A 15,061-nucleotide genomic window follows, 5' to 3' on the forward strand; every position below is an offset into this window, starting at 1 on the left:
TTGAAAGTGCTGCAGCGACCTTTGCGCGTCTAAAGGACACGCGGCGCTGCAGGTCAATTGCGGAAGACATGCTTCCGCGTTAAATAGCCGTGATGAGCGAAAACAGCCTGGCCATCCGCAAATTCAGCGACCTCGCCAATCCGACCCGGTTCCTGGCGCTCGCCGCTCGCGTGCTGCCGTGGCTTGCCGTGCTCACGGTGCTGGCCTTTGCCGCGGGCCTGTGGCTCTCCTTCACGACCGAGGGGGATTACCAGCAGGGCGAAACGGTGCGCATCATGTATGTGCACGTTCCCTCCGCCTGGCTGTCGATGATGTGCTATACGGTGATGGCGATCTCGGCCCTCGGCACCCTCGTCTGGCGCCATCCGCTTGCCGATGTCTCGGCCAAGGCGGCGGCTCCGATCGGCGCCTCCTTCACCTTCCTGGCGCTCGTCACCGGCTCGCTCTGGGGCAAGCCCATGTGGGGCACCTGGTGGGTGTGGGACGCGCGGCTCACCTCCGTCTTCGTGCTCTTCCTCATGTATCTCGGGCTGATCGCGCTCAACCGGGCCATGGAGGATCCGGCCCGCTCGGCGCGCGTCTCGGCCGTGCTGGTGCTGGTCGGCTTCGTCAATATACCGATCATCAAATTCTCGGTCGAATGGTGGAATACGCTGCACCAGCCGGCCAGCGTCATGCGCCTTGACGGGCCGACCATCGATCCGGAATTCCTGTGGCCGCTGATGGTGATGGCGATTGCCTTTACGCTTTTGTTCTTCTCGCTGCATATCGCAGCCATGCGCAACGAGATCTGGCGCCGACGGGTGACCTCGCTGAGGCGCCAGGCGGCGCGTAATGCCGGCCGGGAGACGCTTGCGCCATGATGAGCCACGCTGCCTATGTCCTTTCCTGCTATGCGGTCGCCGCCGCGACCGTTGCCGGGCTGGTGCTCTGGGTGATCGGCGACGGCCGCGCCCGCCGGCGCGAGCTGCAGGCACTCGAGGCCGCCGGCATCCGCCGCCGTTCGGCCGAGGCGCCCGGTGGAGTGAGCAAATGACGAGCACGCCTGCACCGCAGCCGGACGAGCGCAAGCCGGGCATTCTGCGCTATTTGCTCGCCGCCCTGCCGCTTCTGATCTTTGCGGGCCTTGCTGCGATCTTCTGGAGCCAGTTGAATTCCAGCAGGGACATCAGCGAAATCCCCTCCGCCCTCATCGGCACCAAGGCGCCGACGCTCGACATGCCGCCCCTCGAGGGTGCCGTGACGCCGTCGGGCGAACCGATGCCGGCGCTGACCGATGCCGCGGTCGAGGGCAAGCTGACGCTCGTCAATGTCTGGGCCTCCTGGTGCGTACCCTGCCGCCAGGAACATCCGATCATCCTCGAATTGTCGAAGGACCCGCGCTTGACGGTGGTCGGCATCAACTACAAGGACCGGAACGAGAATGCGCGGAGATTCCTCGGCGAACTCGGCAACCCCTTCTCGGCGATCGGCACCGATCCGAACGGCAAGGCAGCGATCGACTGGGGCGTCTATGGCATTCCGGAATCCTTCCTCGTCGGCCCAGACGGCACGATCCTCTACAAACGGGCCGGCCCTTTCGATGAACGGACCTTGAGGGAGGGGCTGCTGCCGGCAATCGAGAAGGCATTGGCCGGTTCGTGAGCCGGGCTGCTGTTTGCCGCACTTGGCCGGCGATGGAGCCGTTAAAACCCCGCCTGCCACCCCTTCACCGCATCGAGCGGCCAGACGAGCATCAGCACGTTGAGCGTCAGGTTGTCGCGGATCACCCAGCCGGTGAAAAGTTCGAACACGACTGCAATCGCGATTGTCACCGCCACCGGCAGCCGCGCGGCGAGGACGAAGCCCATTGCCATGGCAAGCGTGTCCATGGTCGAATTGAGGACGCTGTCGCCGAAATAGTCGAGCGAGATCGTCGCCGAGCGATAGCGGTTGATCACCATCGGGGTGTTCTCGGCGATCTCCCAGGCGGATTCGATCACTGTCGCAAGCAGCAGCCGCGCGCTCATAGGCTTGCCGCGCAGAAGAAGATGACCGAGGCCGTAGAAGAGAAAGCCATGGATGATGTGCGACGGCGTGTACCAGTCGGAAACGTGCTGGGAATTGCCGCTGGAATTGACGACGCCCTCCCAGAGCTTCACATAGCCGCATTCGCAGATCCAGAGCCGCCCCATCAGGTGCTGCACCAGCATCTGTACGGCAATGACGCCGAGGCAGGCTGCCAGCCAAATCCATAGGCGCTGGCCTCTGTCGCCGGTACCGGCGGCGAGCGTCATTCGGCGCTTTCCCGTTCCAGCGAATGCCGCATGATCAGCGGCATCTGGGCGAAGGTGAAGAGGATGGTGATCGGCATCGTGCCCCACACCTTGAAGGCTACCCAGAAGTCGGTCGAGAAGGAGCGCCAGACGACCTCGTTCAGCACCGCAAGGAACAGGAAGAACAGGCCCCAGCGGATCGTCAGCTTGCGCCAGCCGTCGTCGTCAAGCTTGAAGGCGGCATGAAAGACGTAGCCGAGCAGTGACTTGCCGAAGAGAAGCCCGCCGAGCAGGATCGCGCCGAAGAGCGTGTTGACGATTGTCGGCTTCATCTTGATGAAGGTGTCATTCTGCAGCCACAGCGTCAGCGCGCCGAAGACGAAGACGACGATCCCGGAGATAAGCGGCATCATCGGCAGCGTGCGGGTCATGATCCAGGAAGCGATGAGCGCCGCCGCTGTCGCCGCCATGAAGAGGCCGGTCGCGATGAAGATCGGGCCGCCGAGCTCGCCGAGCACCGGAAAGCGGCTCGCCAGCCATTCCCCGCGCGAATTGGCGAAGAAGAAGACCATCAGCGGCCCGAGCTCCAGCACGAGCTTCAAAAGCGGGCCGACCTCCGTCCGCGGCTTTGTGGCCTCGATTGTCGACATGTGCGGATCCTGTTCTCTCATCTCTCGCCTGGTTTGAGCGGGACGTAGGCGGAAACCCGCTTCACACGTTTTCGCGCCCCGCTTGGGCAGCTCATAACACCAGCATTGCGGCAAAACCATATCAACCGATGCTCTCGCTGCAAGGCTTCGCGTCCCGTTATGCGCCGCCAAGGCCCGCGATCGCCTCGGCGAAGTCCTTGGCCTCGAAGGGCTCGAGGTCGTCGATGCCCTCGCCCACCCCGATGAAATAGACCGGCAGCTTGTGCTTAGCCGAGATCGCCACCAGGATGCCGCCACGCGCCGTGCCGTCGAGCTTGGTCATGATCAGCCCGCTGACGCCTGCGACATTTCGGAAGATCTCCACCTGCTGCAGCGCGTTCTGCCCGGTCGTCGCGTCGAGCGTCTGCAGCACCGTGTGCGGCGCGTCTGGATCGAGCTTGCCGAGAACGCGCACGATCTTTTCGAGCTCCGCCATCAGTTCGGCCTTGTTCTGCAGCCGGCCGGCGGTGTCGATGATCAGCACATCCGACTTCTTCTCGCGGGCCCGCTCATAGGCCTCATAGGCGAGGCCCGCCGCATCGGCGCCGAGCTTGGAGGAAACGATGTCGGATTTCGTCCGTTCCGCCCAGATCTTCAACTGCTCGATCGCCGCCGCGCGGAACGTGTCGCCGGCCGCGAGCATCACCTTGAGGCCGGCGCCCGAGAGCTTCGCGGCGAGCTTGCCGATGGTCGTCGTCTTGCCGGTGCCGTTGACGCCGACGACGAGGATCACATGCGGCTTATGGCTGAGATCGAGTTCCAGCGGCTTGGCGACCGGCCCCAGCACCTTGGTGATCTCGCCCGCCATGATGCGGGAGACGTCCTCGCCGGTCACATCCTTGCCGTAGCGCTCCGAGGAGAGCGTGTCGGTGATGCGCATCGCCGTCTCGACGCCGAGATCGGCCTGAATCAAAAGATCTTCGAGATCCTGCAGCGTCGCCTCGTCGAGCTTGCGCTTGGTGAAAAGGCTGGCGATCTGTCCCGTGAGCTGCGAGGAGGTACGGGCCAGGCCACGGCGCAGCCGTTGGTACCAGGAAAGCTGCGGCTGCGGTGCGGCCGCATCTTCCCTCGGGCGTTCATCGGCGCTAGCGAAGCCCTTGGGCAGAATTGGGGCGAGTTCAGCCGATGCGCCAACCGCCTCTGCCGGGCCGGGCATCTCTGCCCCAAGGGTGGAGAGAGCTGGGGCGCCTTCCTGCTCCACCCCAGGGATTTCGTCCGCACCGATGTTCTCGCTCGCCTCGCCATTCCTACCGGCGCCTTCGGTTGTGTCGGGCGAGGTGGCGAGAACGTCCGGAACGGCCTCTGCTTCCTTTGTGCCGGTCCGGTCGTCCGCGGTGCTCGCCACAATCTCCCGCTGCTCTCCCTCCTCCCGGGGAAGATGTCCCGGAGGGACAGAGGGAGGTGTGGCGGCGTCTTCATCACGAGGGGCAGCGGGACCTAAAGGGGGTTCACCCCCCTCTGCCCTGCCGGGCATCTCCCCCACAAGGGGGGAGATTGCGCGCGGGACACCCTCTTCCTTCGCCGTGACACTTTCATCGGCAGCAGCAGTTTCCGCGCCGTCCCCTGGATCGTCGCTTATCGTGTCGGCCTCTGATGCGGTTGGTTCCGGCGGAGCAGTGAAACTGCCTAGGCCAGTCATCTCCTCTTCGGCCGCAGTTCGATCACCCTCCGTGGCCGCCTCGACCGCCCCCTCTCCCCCCGTGTGGGAGAGATGGCCCGAAGGGCCGGGGGGGGCTACCCTCTCCGCACCCGCTGCCGTTTCCGAAGCCTCCTGCGGCGGCACAGGTGTCTCCTCGACGGCGTCCTTGCCGAAGGAGAATATCTTCTTGATGAAACCAATCGCCATGTGACTATCCAGATATCAGGCCGCAGCCATCTGTTTGGGCCGCATCGTCAGATGCTTGCCGTTATGGCCGGTGATCGCGACCGTCGTCAGAGATCGCGGCTCGAGCCCGGCAGCGTCGACGAGCGTGAAGTTCTCCGTATGCGCAAGACCGTTCATCTCGACGAGGATCGTCTGCTCGCTGCCGATCATGCGTTCGAGATGAGCAGTATAAAGCTCGGCCCCCTTCGTGCGCAGCCTTGCGGCACGCTCCTTGACGAGCGCGCGGTCCAGCTGCGGCATGCGTGCGGCCGGTGTACCGGGGCGCGGGCTATAGGGAAAGACATGCAAATGCGCGATGCGGCACTCTTCCGTGAGCCGCGCCGCATTGGCGAACATTTCCTCGGTTTCCGTCGGAAAGCCGGCGATCATGTCCGCGCCGAAGCTGATCTCGGGCCGCAACCGGCGAACCTCATCGCAGAAGGCGCGTGCATCGGCGCCCGAGTGCCGCCGCTTCATCCGCTTCAGGATCAGGTCGTCGCCATGCTGCAGTGACAGATGCAGGTGCGGCATGAAGCGCGGCTCCTCGGCGATCAGGTCGAGGAGGTGACGATCCGCCTCGATGCTGTCTATGGAGGAAAGCCTGAGGCGTAGGATCTCCGGCACGTGCTTCAGCAGGGTCTTGGCAAGAAGCCCGAGCGTCGGCGTCCCGGGCAGGTCCGCGCCGTAGCTCGTGGCGTCGACGCCCGTCAGCACGATTTCCCGATAGCCGCCGTCGACCAGCCGACGCGCCTGTTCGACGACCGCACCCATCGGCACCGAGCGGGAATTGCCGCGGCCATAGGGAATGATGCAGAAGGTACAGCGATGGTCGCAGCCGTTCTGCACCTGGATGAAGGCGCGCACATGGCCGTCTATATGCTTCACCATCTGTGGCGCGGTGGCGCGTACGCTCATGATGTCGTTGACGCGCAGCTTCTCCTCGGCCGAGACGCCGAAATCGGGCAGCGAGCGATAGGAGGCGCTCTTGAGTTTCTCCTCGTTGCCGAGCACCGCATCGACCTCCAGCATTTCGGCGAAGGTTTCCTTCTCGGTCTGGGCGGCACAGCCGGTGACGATGATGCGGGCATGCGGATTTTGGCGGCGCGCGCGACGGATCGCCTGGCGCGCCTGGCGTACCGCCTCGCCGGTGACGGCGCAGGTGTTGACGAGGATGGCGTTATTCAGCCCCGCCTTCTCGGCCTCCGCCCGCATCACTTCCGATTCATAGGTGTTCAGCCGGCAACCGAAGGTTATGACCTCGACGCCGCTCAAAGCGCTCGGGCTCCGCTTTCGCCGTTGGCCGCATCGTCGCGCTGAAAGGCGCCGGTCGCAGGATCGAGTGTGCCCGACCATTCCCATTCGGCCGGCCCGGTCATGATCACGTGATCGTCGCTTTCCCGCCATTCGATCAGAAGCGGTCCTCCGGGGACGTTTACGGTCACCGTCCGATCGGCACGGCCGGTTCTCGCGCCACTGACCGTGGCGGCGCAGGCGGCCGAGCCGCAGGCGAGCGTAAGACCAGTGCCGCGCTCCCAAGTCCTCAGGTCCATCTCGTTGCGAGAGCGGACATGGGCGATCGAGATATTGGCGCGTTCGGGGAAGATCGGATGGTTTTCGAGGAGCGGACCGAAACGACCGAGGTCATAGCTCCATACGTCGTCCTCGACCCAGAAGATCGCATGCGGATTGCCCATCGAGGCGACCGATGGCGAATGCAGCACCGGATCGTCGATCGGCCCGATCTGCAGCTCGATCCGGCTCGTATCGTGGAATTCCTCGGCAAGTGGGATGTCCCTCCAGCCGAAGCGGGGGCTTCCCATGTCCACCGAAATCGTGCCGTCCTCGTGCTCCTCGGCTTCGAGGAGGCCGGCGACGGTGTGGAAGAGGAAGGCCTTCTTGCCGGTCTCGGTGGCGAGCGCCTGCACGACGCAGCGCGTGCCGTTGCCGCAGGCCTGCGCCATCGAGCCGTCGGAATTGATGATGTCGATCCAGGCATCGGTACCGGCCGCCTTCGGATCGTGGATCGCCATGATCTGGTCGAACTGGGTCGCCGGATCGGCATTGAGCGCGATTGCGGCCCTCGGCGCGACGCGATCCTTTCGGCCACGCATGTCGACCACCAGGATCTTGTTTCCAAGTCCGTTCATCCTGGCAAATTGCACCTGATCGGCCATGTCGCGATTGTCCAAACCTAGCCTCCGACCGGGAGGCGCCCTTCATTTGCGCTGTATATGGCGGAAAAGCCCGGAAATTACCAGTGCCGGCGTCGTTCTCATGCGGCCGGCGCATGAGGCACGTCGAAGACCTCGCCCGGGCGCAACGCCCTGAACCGGGCCCCTTCGATGCCGGCCTTGTCGAGTGCAGCCTCGAGGGCTCTCAGCGGATCCTCGATCCCTTCATTGGTCAGCCGGAAGGTGCCCCAATGGTGTCCGGCCACGTGCCCGGCGCCGCAGGCGAGCATACCCATTACCGCCTCTTCCGGATTCTGGTGCTGGCCTTCCATGAACCAGCGCGGTTCGTAGCAGCCGAAAGGCAGGTTGGCGAGGCGGAAAGCTCCGTGCTTCTCCCGCGCCGCCCGGTAATTGGTCCCGCCGTGAAAGCCGGTATCGCCGATGTGATAGATCTTGCCGGCCGGAGTCTCGACGACGAAGGCGGCCCAGAGCGCCATGCGCCGGTCGCTCGTGCGGCGTGCGGACCAATGGTGGCAGGGTTCCGCATGAATGACGATGTCGTCGTCGAGGTCGAGCCGATCGCCCCAATCGAGGACGGATATCCGCGCATTCGGCACGCCACGGCGGATGATCGTGTCGTTGCCGAGCGGTGTGACGATATGCGGTTCATGCTCTTCGTGGAGCGCGCTCAACGTCTCAAGGTCGAGATGGTCGTAGTGATTGTGGGTGACGAGTACGATGTCGATCGGCGGCAGGTCGTTCATCAGAATACCTGGCGCATTGCGGCGTTGGGGACCGGCAAAGGCGAAGGGGCTGGCGCGGCGCGACCAGACCGGATCGGTCAGGATATTGAGGCTCGCCACCTGGATCAGGAGCGTCGCGTGACCGACCATGGTCACGCGCAGACGGTCGCCATCAACGGCAGTATCCGGCTTCGCCGGGCGGAAGGGACTGTCGTAACGCCCCGGCCATTGCACGCGCCTGCCGCCGAGCTGCCAGCGAAACAGGTCCGCCAGACCGCGCGGCGGGAAGCCGTCGGGATTGAAAAAGCGAACGCCGTCGAAATGGTCCGATACGGGGCCGCTGTAATAGGGATTGACGTTCTTCCTCATCGCTGCCTCGACTGCATGATGGGAAAGATAGGAAACGACCCTCGCCCATCCCAGCGCTGGATGAAGAGAGTATGTGCGGTTTTCCGCCCGTATCCTAGGCAAACTTCTTAGAAACGGTCCCGATGTTCTTAGGTCGATTCGATCTAAAACATCCATGATGTCGGGGTGCTGAACGGGCGTAAAGAAATTCTTGAAGATGTCAACTCGATTGCTACCATACGCCGATGCTGGTCCGACTCGACAGACAGGAACATGGCGATCAGGCTCATCCGCCCAGTCCATCTCAATGTCAGCCGGACCATGGAGAAACTGCTGCAGGGGCCGGGAATAAGCGTCGCCGAGCGCCCCGTCCTGGAGCTCCTCTGTGAAAAGCCGCTGACGGTTCCGGAAGCGGCAAGGCAACTCTCAATGAAGCGGCAGTTCGTCCAGCGCATCGCCACAGGGCTCGTGTCGAAAGGCCTGGTCGAAAAGACACCCAATCCCGAGCACCGCAGGGCCCATTTCTGCGCGCCGGCTGCCGCCGGCCGGGATCTGTTCGGGGCCATTCATCGCCGCGAGCTCGAGATGCTGCATGCGATGCTGGGCGACATCAACGAGACCGACGTGGTCGTGGCGCTCCGGGTTATGATGCGAGTCGACTCCGCCTTCGAGTCGCTCGTGGAGGCCAATGATGGGAGGGAGGAGAAATTGTGACGCCGCTTCTCTGGGCGCTCGCGGCGATCGCCGTCCTCGCGGTGCTTTTGGTCCTCGAATTGAGACGCGAACTCAAGCTGGCCTACATGCCGACCGCCGGCGAGCGCATCGATTTCTCCCAGCGGCCAAATCTGGCGCTCATCATCATCGACATGCAGGAGGATTTTACGTCGGTCGGCGGGCGATACGGCTGGGACGAGGCCTACTTGAAGGCCCGTATCGAGGCGATCGACATCATGGCTATCAAGGCGAAGAAGGCGGAAATCCCCGTGATCGCCATTCGCCATGTCTATCGCGCGCCACTCATCCGGCTGATGATCCGCCTTTTCGGTGAGGGGCGCGGCATTCCCGGCTCCAGCGGCCTCGGTCTCATGACACTGCCGGTCGAGCCGGATTTCGACGTGCTGAAGACGCGCAGCGACAGCTTTTCGTCGCCGGAGCTGGAAGGCTATCTGGCGGAGAAGCAAATCGGAACTCTCCTCCTCACCGGACTCGACGGCTCCTATTGCGTACAGGCCACCGCCAACGGCGCGCTCAATCGCGGCTATCGGGTGGAAATCGTCGAGGACGCGGTGCTGAGCCGGGATCAGGCTGATTGGGGCAAGCATGTCGCGGCGCTCAAAGGCCGCGGCGCCGTCCTGATTTGAAGCCTGGCACTCCGGTTCTGCCTCCGCTCCTTGACTTTTCGCCCGCTTTCCTGTTTATCCCGGCGAAATCCTTCGCAAGTGATGACTTCGAAGCCGCCGACCGGGCCCCGCAAAGGTATAAAGAGAGCCCGGAGGTCAACATCCGACAGCGCGTCGCGCCCTCGGGTGGTTTTTGGCTTTGCGCCTTGTTTTCCGCGCGAGGGACCCCACGTTTCCGGCGAGCCTTGAAGGTCAACTGGAAGCCAGAAGGAAGAGAATATGTTCGAGAGCCTGCAGGACCGCCTTGGTTCCATATTGAATGGACTGACCGGCCGCGGCGCCCTGTCGGAAGCTGACGTTTCCGCGGCGCTACGGGAGGTTCGCCGTGCGCTGCTCGAAGCTGACGTCGCCCTCGACGTCGTGCGCTCCTTCACCGAAAAGGTGCGCGAGAAGGCGGTCGGCGCGGAAATCCTGAAGTCGATCAAGCCCGGCCAGATGGTCGTCAAGATCGTCCATGACGAGCTTGTCGCCATGCTCGGCTCGGAAGGAGTGACGATCGACCTCAACGCACCCGCCCCCGTTGTCATCATGATGGTCGGCCTGCAGGGCTCGGGCAAGACGACGACGACCGGCAAGATCGCCAAGCGGCTGACGGCGCGCGAGAAGAAGAAGGTCCTGATGGCCTCGCTCGACACCCGTCGCCCGGCCGCCCAGGAACAATTGCGCCAGCTCGGCGTCCAGACCGGAATCGACACGCTGCCGATCATCGCCGGCCAGTCGCCGACCGATATCGCCGCCCGGGCCGTGCAGGCGGCGAAGCTCGGCGGCCATGACCTCGTCATCCTCGACACCGCCGGCCGCACCCACATCGACGAGCCGCTGATGATCGAGATGGCGGAGATCAAGCGGAAGTCCAATCCCCACGAGATCTTGCTCGTCGCCGACGCGCTCACCGGCCAGGACGCCGTCAATCTCGCCCGAAACTTCGACGAACGCGTCGGCATCACAGGCCTGGTCTTGACCCGCATGGACGGCGACGGCCGCGGCGGCGCGGCTTTGTCGATGCGCGCCGTCACCGGAAAGCCGATCAAGCTCATCGGCGTCGGCGAGAAGATGGATGAACTCGAGGAGTTCCATCCCCGCCGCGTCGCCGACCGCATCCTCGGCATGGGCGACATCGTCTCGCTGGTCGAGAGGGCCGCGGAGAACATCGACACGGAGAAGGCGGCCGCCATGGCCGCCAAGATGGCCAAGGGCAAGTTCGATCTCAACGACCTCGCCGATCAGTTGCGCCAGATGCAGAAGATGGGCGGCATGGGCGGCATCATGGGCCTGATGCCGGGCATGGCCGGCATGAAGGACAAGATGGCCGCCGCCGGCCTCGATGATTCCCTGTTCAAGCGCCAGCTCGCCATCATCTCCTCGATGACGAAGGCCGAGCGAGCCAATCCGGACATCCTCAAGCATTCGCGCAAAAAGCGCATCGCCAGCGGCTCCGGCACCGATGCCTCCGACATCAACAAGCTTCTGAAAATGCACCGCCAGATGGCGGACATGATGAAGATGATGGGCGGCAAGGGCAAAGGCGGCATGATGAAGCAGATGATGGGCGGCCTTGCCAACAAGATGGGTCTTGGGGGTTTGAGCGGCGGCATGCCCGATCTCTCAAAGCTCGACCCGAAACAGCTCGAAGCGCTGCAGAAGCAGGCGGAAGCCGCCGGCCTCGGCAAGCCGGGCAGTGTGCCCGGGCTTGGCGGCGGCTTGCCGGGCCAAGGATTGCCAGGTTTGGGCGGCACCAAGCTGCCGGGTCTCGGCGGTTTCCCGGGCCTTCCCGGCCTGCCGAAGAAGAAGTGAGGATCGCGACGGATGCTTGATCCCGAGATCAAAGAAGAATTGGCGAGCTATCGGCAGTCGATCGACAATATCGATGCCGCTCTCGTCCATATGCTGGCCGAACGCTTCCGCTGCACCAAGGCGGTTGGCGTTCTGAAGGCCAAGCACAGCTTGCCGCCGGCCGATCCGGCGCGCGAAGAATACCAGATCGAACGCCTTCGGCGCCTTGCCAAGGACGCCAATCTGGATCCGGATTTCGCCGAGAAGTTCCTGAACTTCATCATCAAGGAAGTCATCCGGCATCATGAAGCCATCGCCGCCGATCGCTCGCAGCCCGCGGGCAGCGCCGGTACCACCCGTTCCGCTTGAACGAAGCGGTCAAGAAAGCTTGCAAGGAGTAGTTTGAAATGGCACTGAAAATTCGTCTCGCCCGTGGCGGTTCCAAGAAGCGCCCCTATTACCAGATCGTCGTCGCCGACGCGCGCTCACCGCGTGACGGCCGTTTCCTCGAGAAGCTCGGCTCCTGGAACCCGATGCTCGCCAAGGATGACGAAAAGCGCATCGAGCTGAATGCCGAACGCGTGAGCCACTGGATCGCCCAGGGCGCGCAGCCGACCGACCGCGTGCTCCGCTTCCTCGACCAGGCCGGCCTCGCCAAGCGCCCGGCCCGCAACAACCCCACAAAGGCACAGCCGGGCAAGAAGGCTCAGGAGCGCGCCGCCGAAGCCAAGCAGCGCGCCGAAGAAGCAGCCGCTGCCGCAGCGGAATCTGCCGCGGAATAATCTGCATCTACACGATGTGGCGGACGGGCGGCATTTCCATGCCGCCCGTTTTGCTTTATGTGCAGCCCTCACGACCAGCGCATGGATTCCGGCGATGACGACACTCAAGAACCCTGTTCTGATGGCAACGATCGGTGCGGCGCAAGGCCTGCGCGGCGAAGTCAGGGTCAGATCCTTTACGGACGAACCGGCTGCGCTCGGCGATTACGGCAATTTGCACAGCGAAGACGGCCGCGTCTTCGAGATCCTGGAAGTTCGCGAAGCGAAAAACGTCGTCATCGTGCGCTTCCGCGGCATCAACGACCGGACTGCGGCCGAGGCGCTGAACGGCCTTGAGCTTTTCATCGAGCGCGACAATCTCCCCGACGACGACCTCGAAGAGGACGAGTTCTTCTATGCGGACCTTGAAGGGCTGGAAGCCGTCGACGGCGCCGGCAAGAGCTACGGCTCGGTGACCGGCGTTTTCGATTTTGGCGCCGGCGATCTTCTGGAACTGAAAGGTCCGGGCAGAAGACCGGTGCTCATTCCCTTCACCGAATGGTCGGTCCTGGAAATCGACCTCGAGGCGGGCAAGCTGCTGGTCGACCCGGTAGCCGCGGGCCTTGTCGACGACAAGGACGAGGGCATCGGCAAATCCTTCCCCACCAAGCGTAAGTGAGGCGGCGATGCCTTTCCGCGCAACGGTGCTGACGCTTTATCCGGAGATGTTCCCGGGGCATCTCGGCCTGTCCCTTGCGGGCAAGGCGCTGGAACGCGGGCAATGGTCTATGGAGGCCGTACAGATCCGCGATTATGCGGAGGACAAGCACCGCACCGTGGACGACACGCCGGCCGGCGGCGGCGCCGGCATGGTGTTGAAGCCGGATGTGCTTGCCCGCGCCATCGATCATGTCTCGACGGATGACGACCGGCCGCGCCTGTTGATGACCCCGCGCGGGCGGCCGCTGACGCAGGCGCGGGTGCGCGAGCTTGCAAGCGGCCCCGGCGCGGTCATCGTCTGCGGCCGCTTCGAAGGCGTCGACCAGCGCGTCATCGATGCGCGCCGGCTCGAAGAGATCTCGATCGGCGACTATATCCTGTCCGGAGGCGAGCCGGCGGCGCTGGTGCTGCTCGATGCGGTCGTGCGCATCCTGCCGGGGGTGATGGGCAACGACCTCTCCGGCGTACATGAGAGCTTCGAGGGCGGACTGCTGGAGCACCCGCACTACACGCGGCCGCAGGTCTTCGAAGGTCAGGAGATTCCGGCGGTGCTGACCTCCGGAAACCACGGCGCCGTCGCCAGGTGGCGCGAGGCCGAAGCACGACGGCTGACGGAGGAACGCCGGCCCGATCTGCTGAAGCAGGCATCGACTCAGCCGGTGAAGAAATAATAAGCGGCCAGCAGCATGCCGACGGCCACGACAAGCGCGCGGATAACCGATTGGGGAACCCGTCTCGCCGCCCAGACGCCCGAATAACCACCGAGTGCCGCGCCTGGCACCATGATCGCCGCGTGCAGCCAGGAAACGACACCGCCCGCCGCGAATACGAAAATCGCGATCGTGGCAATCACGATGGAGATGAAGTTTTTGAGCGCGTTCAGCCGGTGATAGCCGCCGCCGGTCGCAAGGCCGAGAACCGCGAGCATCATGATGCCCATGCCGGCGCCGAAGAAGCCGCCATAGACGGAGGTTACCATCTGGCTTGCCACTCCCAGGAGGCCGATCCTGTGCTCGTCGCTGCGCGCCTTCGGCTTCAACAGGGGCCCGGCGGCGAAGACTGCGGTGGCGGCGATCAGGAGCCAGGGCACCATGGCGCGGAAGGACGGATTGGAGAGCGAGAGGAGGATCAGTGCCCCCGCAAGCCCGCCGACGGCCGAAATGAGCCCGAGGACGACCGCATTGCGCCCGTCGGCGCGGATCTCCTTGGCATAGGCGAGCGCCGAGGTGATATAGCCGGGCAGCTGGATGATCGAGGAGGTGGCATTGGCGACGATCGGCGGCAGGCCGCCCAGCGTCATGGCACCGAAGGTGAGAAACGTGCCGCCGCCAGCGATGGCGTTGACGACCCCGGACAGAAATCCGGCAACGAACAGCAGTAGCACGTGGAATAGCGTCATAGTCTCCCTCGAACCGGCCTGGACATCGGGATAGCCGCTTGCGATCTCGGCTGCAAGTACGCTGCTGGATCAAGCCCCGTCCCCGTCCCACAGGTGGAAAGGTCTTCAGGAAGAGGCCGAGAAATCCGCTTTTGGGGATGACAAGCGGGCCCGTTTGGTGTATGTGCCGGCCCGGTTCGGGTTCTTGCCCGTCGACCGTAAACAAAGAATGGCGAAACCGCTCCTGCCCGATTGGGCAAGGCCTGAAGGAAATCCGATGGGCCGGTCGAGAGCGCTCTGGCTGTTTCAGAAAAGCAAAGGTTAGACCGATGAACATCATCCAGCAGCTGGAAGCCGAACAGGCCGCCAAGATCGCCGCCAAGCGCACCCTTCCGGAATTCTCCGCCGGCGACACCGTCCGCGTCAACGTCCGCGTCGTCGAAGGCAACCGTACCCGCGTTCAGGCCTATGAAGGTGTCTGCATCGCCCGCTCCGGCGGCGGCATCAACGAGAGCTTCACCGTTCGCAAGATTTCCTATGGCGAAGGCGTGGAGCGCGTCTTCCCGGTTTACTCCCCGCTCGTCGAGAGCGTCGAAGTCGTTCGCCGCGGTAAGGTGCGTCGCGCCAAGCTCTACTACCTGCGCGACCGTCGCGGCAAGTCGGCTCGTATCGTCGAGAATACCGGCACGCGCGCCCGCAAGCTGAACGAGGCCGAGCGTCAGGCCGTTGCCGAGGAAAAGGCACGCATCGAGGCTGAAAAGGTCGCAGCCGCCCAGGCGCTCGCCGCCGAGAAGGCCGCCGCCGAAGCCGCCGAGAAGGCAGCTGCCGAGGCAAATGCAGCGGAAAACGCTGCGGAATAAGAATTGCCTTCCTGGAATTGGCAGAAAGGCGGCCTCGGGCCGCCTTTCTTTTTGGGGGATTCATGTGCAGACGGTCCCGCCGGCATCCCCGCTCCACTT

The 15,061-nt window shown here is 64.0% G+C and carries 18 protein-coding genes; 11 read left to right on the plus strand and 7 right to left on the minus strand.

The features are described 5' to 3' along the window. Positions 1 to 92: 92 nt before the first annotated feature. From SJ05684_RS15645 to SJ05684_RS15655, 3 genes are read left to right on the plus strand one after another with little or no spacing between them, the layout of a single operon-like run. Positions 93 to 863, plus strand: coding sequence for a heme ABC transporter permease (locus SJ05684_RS15645; protein WP_034852811.1), 771 nt, complete (start codon positions 93 to 95; stop codon positions 861 to 863). Continuing rightward, positions 860 to 1,036, plus strand: a complete 177-nt coding sequence (gene ccmD, locus SJ05684_RS15650) for a heme exporter protein CcmD (RefSeq protein WP_083846077.1) — start codon at positions 860 to 862, stop codon at positions 1,034 to 1,036. Before SJ05684_RS15645 ends, ccmD begins: the two co-directional genes overlap by 4 nt. Beyond that, entirely contained in the window at positions 1,033 to 1,644 is a 612-nt protein-coding gene (locus tag SJ05684_RS15655; protein WP_034852810.1) for a DsbE family thiol:disulfide interchange protein, read from the plus strand. Before ccmD ends, SJ05684_RS15655 begins: the two co-directional genes overlap by 4 nt. Before the next feature lie 41 nt (positions 1,645 to 1,685). Here SJ05684_RS15655 and SJ05684_RS15660 read toward each other — a convergent pair whose 3' ends face one another. The 6 genes from SJ05684_RS15660 to SJ05684_RS15685 all read right to left on the minus strand — a co-directional run bounded on the left by SJ05684_RS15660 (position 1,686) and on the right by SJ05684_RS15685 (position 8,091). Continuing rightward, positions 1,686 to 2,276 (minus strand): DUF2585 domain-containing protein, encoded by a 591-nt coding sequence (locus tag SJ05684_RS15660; RefSeq protein WP_034852809.1) that lies wholly within the window; start codon positions 2,274 to 2,276, stop codon positions 1,686 to 1,688. Beyond that, positions 2,273 to 2,905 (minus strand): septation protein A, encoded by a 633-nt coding sequence (locus tag SJ05684_RS15665; RefSeq protein WP_034852808.1) that lies wholly within the window; start codon positions 2,903 to 2,905, stop codon positions 2,273 to 2,275. The genes SJ05684_RS15660 and SJ05684_RS15665 overlap by 4 nt, the downstream gene beginning before the upstream one ends. Before the next feature lie 157 nt (positions 2,906 to 3,062). Then, positions 3,063 to 4,790 carry a signal recognition particle-docking protein FtsY gene (ftsY, locus tag SJ05684_RS15670; RefSeq protein ID WP_034852807.1) on the minus strand — a complete coding sequence of 576 codons (1,728 nt, stop codon included), beginning with the start codon at positions 4,788 to 4,790 and terminating at the stop codon, positions 3,063 to 3,065. 15 nt (positions 4,791 to 4,805) lie between these two features. After that, positions 4,806 to 6,080, minus strand: coding sequence for a tRNA (N(6)-L-threonylcarbamoyladenosine(37)-C(2))-methylthiotransferase MtaB (gene mtaB / locus SJ05684_RS15675; protein ID WP_034852806.1), 1,275 nt, complete (start codon positions 6,078 to 6,080; stop codon positions 4,806 to 4,808). Then, positions 6,077 to 6,982, minus strand: a complete 906-nt coding sequence (gene dapF, locus SJ05684_RS15680; RefSeq protein ID WP_034852866.1) for a diaminopimelate epimerase — start codon at positions 6,980 to 6,982, stop codon at positions 6,077 to 6,079. The genes mtaB and dapF overlap by 4 nt, the downstream gene beginning before the upstream one ends. A gap of 98 nt (positions 6,983 to 7,080) precedes the next feature. After that, positions 7,081 to 8,091, minus strand: coding sequence for an MBL fold metallo-hydrolase (locus SJ05684_RS15685; RefSeq protein ID WP_034852803.1), 1,011 nt, complete (start codon positions 8,089 to 8,091; stop codon positions 7,081 to 7,083). Positions 8,092 to 8,343: 252 nt separating this feature from the next. Here SJ05684_RS15685 and SJ05684_RS15690 point away from each other — a divergent pair, with 252 nt between their 5' ends. The 7 genes from SJ05684_RS15690 to trmD all read left to right on the plus strand — a co-directional run bounded on the left by SJ05684_RS15690 (position 8,344) and on the right by trmD (position 13,395). Further along, positions 8,344 to 8,784, plus strand: coding sequence for a MarR family winged helix-turn-helix transcriptional regulator (locus tag SJ05684_RS15690; RefSeq protein WP_244426599.1), 441 nt, complete (start codon positions 8,344 to 8,346; stop codon positions 8,782 to 8,784). Continuing rightward, positions 8,781 to 9,431 (plus strand): cysteine hydrolase family protein, encoded by a 651-nt coding sequence (locus SJ05684_RS15695; RefSeq protein WP_034852801.1) that lies wholly within the window; start codon positions 8,781 to 8,783, stop codon positions 9,429 to 9,431. The genes SJ05684_RS15690 and SJ05684_RS15695 overlap by 4 nt, the downstream gene beginning before the upstream one ends. Positions 9,432 to 9,689: 258 nt before the next feature. After that, positions 9,690 to 11,264, plus strand: a complete 1,575-nt coding sequence (gene ffh / locus SJ05684_RS15700; RefSeq protein ID WP_034852799.1) for a signal recognition particle protein — start codon at positions 9,690 to 9,692, stop codon at positions 11,262 to 11,264. Between the two features lie 12 nt (positions 11,265 to 11,276). After that, positions 11,277 to 11,612 (plus strand): chorismate mutase, encoded by a 336-nt coding sequence (locus SJ05684_RS15705; RefSeq protein WP_034852797.1) that lies wholly within the window; start codon positions 11,277 to 11,279, stop codon positions 11,610 to 11,612. Between the two features lie 38 nt (positions 11,613 to 11,650). Further along, complete coding sequence (gene rpsP, locus SJ05684_RS15710; protein WP_034852789.1) at positions 11,651 to 12,025, plus strand: 30S ribosomal protein S16; 375 nt, start codon at positions 11,651 to 11,653, stop codon at positions 12,023 to 12,025. A gap of 94 nt (positions 12,026 to 12,119) precedes the next feature. Continuing rightward, complete coding sequence (gene rimM / locus SJ05684_RS15715; RefSeq protein ID WP_034852788.1) at positions 12,120 to 12,683, plus strand: ribosome maturation factor RimM; 564 nt, start codon at positions 12,120 to 12,122, stop codon at positions 12,681 to 12,683. 7 nt (positions 12,684 to 12,690) lie between these two features. Further along, complete coding sequence (gene trmD / locus SJ05684_RS15720) at positions 12,691 to 13,395, plus strand: tRNA (guanosine(37)-N1)-methyltransferase TrmD (protein ID WP_034852786.1); 705 nt, start codon at positions 12,691 to 12,693, stop codon at positions 13,393 to 13,395. Here the strand turns inward: trmD and SJ05684_RS15725 are convergent. Next, positions 13,377 to 14,123: a sulfite exporter TauE/SafE family protein gene (locus SJ05684_RS15725; RefSeq protein ID WP_034852784.1), complete on the minus strand. Its 747-nt coding sequence runs from the start codon at positions 14,121 to 14,123 to the stop codon at positions 13,377 to 13,379. The two genes, trmD and SJ05684_RS15725, sit on opposite strands and share 19 nt — an antisense overlap. 308 nt (positions 14,124 to 14,431) lie before the next feature. On the opposite strand from SJ05684_RS15725, the gene rplS reads away from it, so the two are divergent. Continuing rightward, positions 14,432 to 14,962, plus strand: coding sequence for a 50S ribosomal protein L19 (rplS, locus tag SJ05684_RS15730; protein ID WP_034852783.1), 531 nt, complete (start codon positions 14,432 to 14,434; stop codon positions 14,960 to 14,962). Positions 14,963 to 15,061 lie beyond the last annotated feature (99 nt).

Source organism: Sinorhizobium sojae CCBAU 05684 (assembly GCF_002288525.1).
GTDB classification, from domain to species: Bacteria; Pseudomonadota; Alphaproteobacteria; order Rhizobiales; family Rhizobiaceae; genus Sinorhizobium; species Sinorhizobium sojae.

Excerpts from the sequence above, each read along its gene's own strand:
- SJ05684_RS15645 (WP_034852811.1), top strand. The coding sequence starts at position 93 with ATGAGCGAAAACAGCCTGGCCATCCGCAAATTCAGCGACCTCGCCAAT.
- ccmD (WP_083846077.1), top strand. The coding sequence starts at position 860 with ATGATGAGCCACGCTGCCTATGTCCTTTCCTGCTATGCGGTCGCCGCC.
- SJ05684_RS15655 (WP_034852810.1), top strand. The coding sequence starts at position 1,033 with ATGACGAGCACGCCTGCACCGCAGCCGGACGAGCGCAAGCCGGGCATT.
- SJ05684_RS15660 (WP_034852809.1), bottom strand. The coding sequence starts at position 2,276 with ATGACGCTCGCCGCCGGTACCGGCGACAGAGGCCAGCGCCTATGGATT.
- SJ05684_RS15665 (WP_034852808.1), bottom strand. The coding sequence starts at position 2,905 with ATGTCGACAATCGAGGCCACAAAGCCGCGGACGGAGGTCGGCCCGCTT.
- ftsY (WP_034852807.1), bottom strand. The coding sequence starts at position 4,790 with ATGGCGATTGGTTTCATCAAGAAGATATTCTCCTTCGGCAAGGACGCC.
- dapF (WP_034852866.1), bottom strand. The coding sequence starts at position 6,982 with ATGGCCGATCAGGTGCAATTTGCCAGGATGAACGGACTTGGAAACAAG.
- SJ05684_RS15685 (WP_034852803.1), bottom strand. The coding sequence starts at position 8,091 with ATGAGGAAGAACGTCAATCCCTATTACAGCGGCCCCGTATCGGACCAT.
- SJ05684_RS15690 (WP_244426599.1), top strand. The coding sequence starts at position 8,344 with ATGGCGATCAGGCTCATCCGCCCAGTCCATCTCAATGTCAGCCGGACC.
- ffh (WP_034852799.1), top strand. The coding sequence starts at position 9,690 with ATGTTCGAGAGCCTGCAGGACCGCCTTGGTTCCATATTGAATGGACTG.
- SJ05684_RS15705 (WP_034852797.1), top strand. The coding sequence starts at position 11,277 with ATGCTTGATCCCGAGATCAAAGAAGAATTGGCGAGCTATCGGCAGTCG.
- rpsP (WP_034852789.1), top strand. The coding sequence starts at position 11,651 with ATGGCACTGAAAATTCGTCTCGCCCGTGGCGGTTCCAAGAAGCGCCCC.
- rimM (WP_034852788.1), top strand. The coding sequence starts at position 12,120 with ATGACGACACTCAAGAACCCTGTTCTGATGGCAACGATCGGTGCGGCG.
- trmD (WP_034852786.1), top strand. The coding sequence starts at position 12,691 with ATGCCTTTCCGCGCAACGGTGCTGACGCTTTATCCGGAGATGTTCCCG.
- SJ05684_RS15725 (WP_034852784.1), bottom strand. The coding sequence starts at position 14,123 with ATGACGCTATTCCACGTGCTACTGCTGTTCGTTGCCGGATTTCTGTCC.
- rplS (WP_034852783.1), top strand. The coding sequence starts at position 14,432 with ATGAACATCATCCAGCAGCTGGAAGCCGAACAGGCCGCCAAGATCGCC.